This is a genomic window from Blautia glucerasea, from assembly GCF_020537505.1.
Lineage (GTDB): Bacteria > Bacillota > Clostridia > Lachnospirales > Lachnospiraceae > Blautia_A.
In genome coordinates this window covers 1-3,596 of record NZ_JAJBMO010000053.1, presented here as the reverse complement: position 1 = coordinate 3,596, position 3,596 = coordinate 1, and the positions used below count along the sequence as shown (strand labels likewise).

Below are 3,596 nucleotides of genomic sequence, written 5' to 3'. Positions count from 1 at the left end.
AAGCGGTTCCAACAATAGCAAAACCCTGCAAAAGCAGGGCTTTGTCTACAGTCTGAAGCAGCTGGATTACAGCTGCTTCAGTACGTTTAAGAGTTTTGTATTATCGTCGTGCATCATGATGCAGAAGCGGACAAATTCGCCGTCCAGGCACTGGAAGGAAGAACAGTCGCGGATCATCAGGCCTTTTTTGATGCAGGCCTCAAAGACATCGGCGGAAGTCAGACCGTCCCGGCGGATTTTTAATAAGATGAAATTGGCATAGGCAGGATAAACTTTAAAAGTAGGGATATTTTGAAGTTCCTGCTCCATGCGGTCACGCTCATCGAGGATCAGATCACGCGTTTCCTGAATGTAGTCGTGGTCACGGAGCATCAGCTCTCCGGCAAAGGCACCAAGACTGTTCAGTGACCATGGCGTCTGTTTTTCTCGCATTTTGGAAAGAAATTCCATATTTCCGGTAATTCCGTAACCGAGACGCATGCCCGGTGCAGCATAAAATTTAGAAACACCACGCAGTACCATAAGATTGGTAAATTCTCTGGTCAGAGGAATTGCAGTTATTTCTTCGACATCTGGTGCGAACTCTACGTAAGTTTCATCGATCATGACAAAAATATCTTTATCTGCACAGAATGCGATCAGTTTGCGGAGATCTTCCTGCATGATCGCAGAGGAAGTCGGATTATTCGGATTGCAGAGAATCAGGAAATCATAACCGTTTTCCAGAGTTTTGCACAGATCCTCTACATCGAGAGTGAAATTTCGTTCTTCTCGCAGATGATAATATTCCTGTGTGCTTCCGGAGAAAGAAAGTTCTCTGGAATATTCGGAATATGTCGGTCCGAGAATCAGGGTGTGTTTCGGCGCACGTTCCTGAATCAGAAGTGAGATCAGTTCACTGGAACCATTTCCCGGTAAAATAAATTCAGCGGGAATCCTGCAGTATTCTGAGATCGTATTTCTGAGAGATACATAATCTCTGTCCGGATAAGAAGAAAAAAGATCGACATTTTCTGCAATTTCTTTTTTTACAGAGGCGGAGAGGCCAAGAGGATTGACATTTGCCCCGAATTTAACGATATCTTCTTTATTTAAATGATAGTAGTCACATATTTTTTCTATGTCACTTCCATGAAAAACCATTTTTGTAGTCATAAGGTTACACTCCTCATTATTTCGCTATTTACTATAATAAATCATCGAAGCGTTTTTTACAATAGACAACCGCCGAAGATGTGTTATACTAGAAAAACAGGTGTTGCTGTGAACACAGGCAGTATTCCGCGAGGTGTTTTGGAATGGATTTTGACCAAGTTGCTGTGAACGGAGTGAACAGTAACAAACAGGTGTTGTTGTGAACAGCAATAACTAATAAATATGCAAGACGGGGGAATGAATATGAGATTGCAGACAGTACAGGATGCATTGAAGCAAAAAAATATCAGGTTTGAATATACCGAAGAAGACGGATGCGGAAGTCTGGATTTTATGTTCCGCGGACTGAAATTCCATGTGTGGGAATATCACGATGGAGTCTGGGGTGCAGAGACAAATATCTATGAGGCAGGCAGAAGTGAGGATATTGAGGGCGATTATGAAGAAAAGATTGCCGGAGAAATTCTGTCATGGCCGGATATGATCAATAATTAAGCAGGAGAGAAAAATGAAACTTGTAAACATTGCCGATGAAGGCGCAAAATATAAATGGCAGCTTTATGATCTGTATGATAAAGCATTTCCGGAACAGGAGAAAAAGCCCCTGCAGGTAATGGAAAACCTGGTAGCAGATGGAAAGATGGAGATGCTTGCAATGGTTGACGAAGATGAATTCGTAGGACTGGCAATCAATCTGATCGATGCGGAGCAGGATAGGGCGCTTCTGGATTATTATGCAATTGTACCGGAGAAAAGAAATTACGGATATGGAAGCAGGGGACTGGAAGCATTACTTAAAAAGTTCAAAAATCATAAATATATTTTTGAAATAGAAACACAGGATGAAAAAGCAGAAAATGCTGAAGAACGCAAAAAAAGAAAGGCTTTTTATCTTCGGAACGGACTTCAGGAGACGGGATTGTTTGTAAATGTGTATGATACAGATTTTGAAATCCTTACACCGGACGGTGAGCTGACTTTCTGGGAATATGTGGATTTTCTGCGAGAAGTAATGTATGAAGAATACGTACAGATTCTTCGCCCGACATTGATTGCGATGAAAAAATAATAAAAATACAAAAGGAAATTGAGGACAGGGAACGTGGGAGAAAATGTGGTTTTAGTTTATCTGGTAGTATGTTTTTTTGTATTTCTGGCAGGATTTGTGGATTCGATTGCCGGAGGAGGCGGACTGATCTCACTTCCGGCATATATGATTGCGGGACTGCCGGTACATACTGCAATTGCAACAAATAAAATGAGCAGCTCCATGGGAACTTTCGTGGCATCTTTTCACTACATGAAAAAAGGCTTTATGAAATGGAAAATCTGTATTCCGGCAGTTTTTGGTGCAATTGCCGGATCCTGGATAGGATCTCATCTGGCTCTTCTGATTTCGGAGAAAGCTTTAAAGATCGCCATGCTGGTTGTGCTTCCGGTCATTTTGTTTTATGTACTGAGAAGCAAAGCACTGAAAGGAAAAGACGAAAATGCAACAGAAGTAATCAATGGAATGCTGATTTTTAAAAGTATTCTGATCGCAGCTGTAGTTGGTATTTATGATGGGATTTACGGACCGGGAACAGGAACATTTCTGATGCTTTTATTTACCGGTTTCTGTCATATGACATTAAACGATGCAGCAGGTGCCACAAAGGCAATCAATCTGACAACCAATATCACAGCACTTGTCGTATTTCTGATCAATGGCAAAGTGCTTTTGCCACTGGGAATTGCAGCCGGAATTTGTAACATGGCAGGGAATTATCTTGGAAGTCATAGCTTTACTTCAAACGGTCACAAGATCGTAAAACCGGTTATGATTGTGGTGATCGTGATCTTCTTCATTAAAGTATTAACAGAACTGATTTGAAACACACAAAAGCCAGAGCTTAATAGCCCTGGCTTCAGACTGTAGACAAACTTGGTGTTGGGTGTTATGCTGTTCACCGCAGCTTTTATACTCTTTATATCCACTTCTGTTTGTTGTACTGTATGTCAATATATGTGCTCCCAGACATATATAACAATCATAGTATTCATCATATGCGAATTCGTGTTTTCCGAAAAAGCCTTCTTTGGTCTTGGGACGGGTATACGGAAAAAGTGGTTGAATTCCATCTTCCAACAGCCGATGGGCGATTGCCGGAGTTTTATATCCTGCATCTGCAACTACTATCTGCGGATTCAGTTTAGATATCTTATCGTATAATGCTTTAAAAGTACGACTGTCATGCTCATTACCAGGATGTACTGTATATCCAAGGATCCAGCCATGTTTATCACAGGCAGTTTCTACTGCATATGCAAAAACATGTTTATGTTCACCCTTTCGAAACCATCCACTTTCCGGATCGCTGATGCTGCATTTTTGTGTTTTCACATCTTCAGGAAGTTCTTCAGATATAGAATCCTTATCATTTCCGGTTCCACCGGATGCA

The 3,596-nt window shown here is 41.2% G+C and carries 4 protein-coding genes and 1 pseudogene; 3 read left to right on the top strand and 2 right to left on the bottom strand.

The features are described 5' to 3' along the window. Positions 1 to 66 precede the first annotated feature (66 nt). Entirely contained in the window at positions 67 to 1,155 is a 1,089-nt protein-coding gene (locus LIQ05_RS19025; RefSeq protein WP_148463575.1) for a pyridoxal phosphate-dependent aminotransferase, read from the bottom strand. Positions 1,156 to 1,398: 243 nt separating this feature from the next. On the opposite strand from LIQ05_RS19025, the gene LIQ05_RS19020 reads away from it, so the two are divergent. Genes LIQ05_RS19020 through LIQ05_RS19010 form a run of 3 tightly spaced genes read left to right on the top strand, consistent with a single transcriptional unit; the run spans position 1,399 to position 3,028 of the window. Then, on the top strand, positions 1,399 to 1,650 hold the full coding sequence (locus tag LIQ05_RS19020; RefSeq protein ID WP_226822893.1) for a kinase: 252 nt from the start codon (positions 1,399 to 1,401) through the stop codon (positions 1,648 to 1,650). 13 nt (positions 1,651 to 1,663) lie between these two features. Continuing rightward, a complete protein-coding gene (locus LIQ05_RS19015; RefSeq protein WP_173716727.1) occupies positions 1,664 to 2,224 on the top strand; it encodes a GNAT family N-acetyltransferase in 561 nt (186 codons plus the stop codon). Positions 2,225 to 2,269: 45 nt separating this feature from the next. Continuing rightward, positions 2,270 to 3,028, top strand: a complete 759-nt coding sequence (locus tag LIQ05_RS19010; protein ID WP_173773777.1) for a sulfite exporter TauE/SafE family protein — start codon at positions 2,270 to 2,272, stop codon at positions 3,026 to 3,028. Between the two features lie 75 nt (positions 3,029 to 3,103). On the opposite strand, the pseudogene LIQ05_RS19005 reads toward LIQ05_RS19010, so the two are convergent. Continuing rightward, positions 3,104 to 3,596, bottom strand: a pseudogene (locus LIQ05_RS19005) (transposase); the annotation flags it as partial.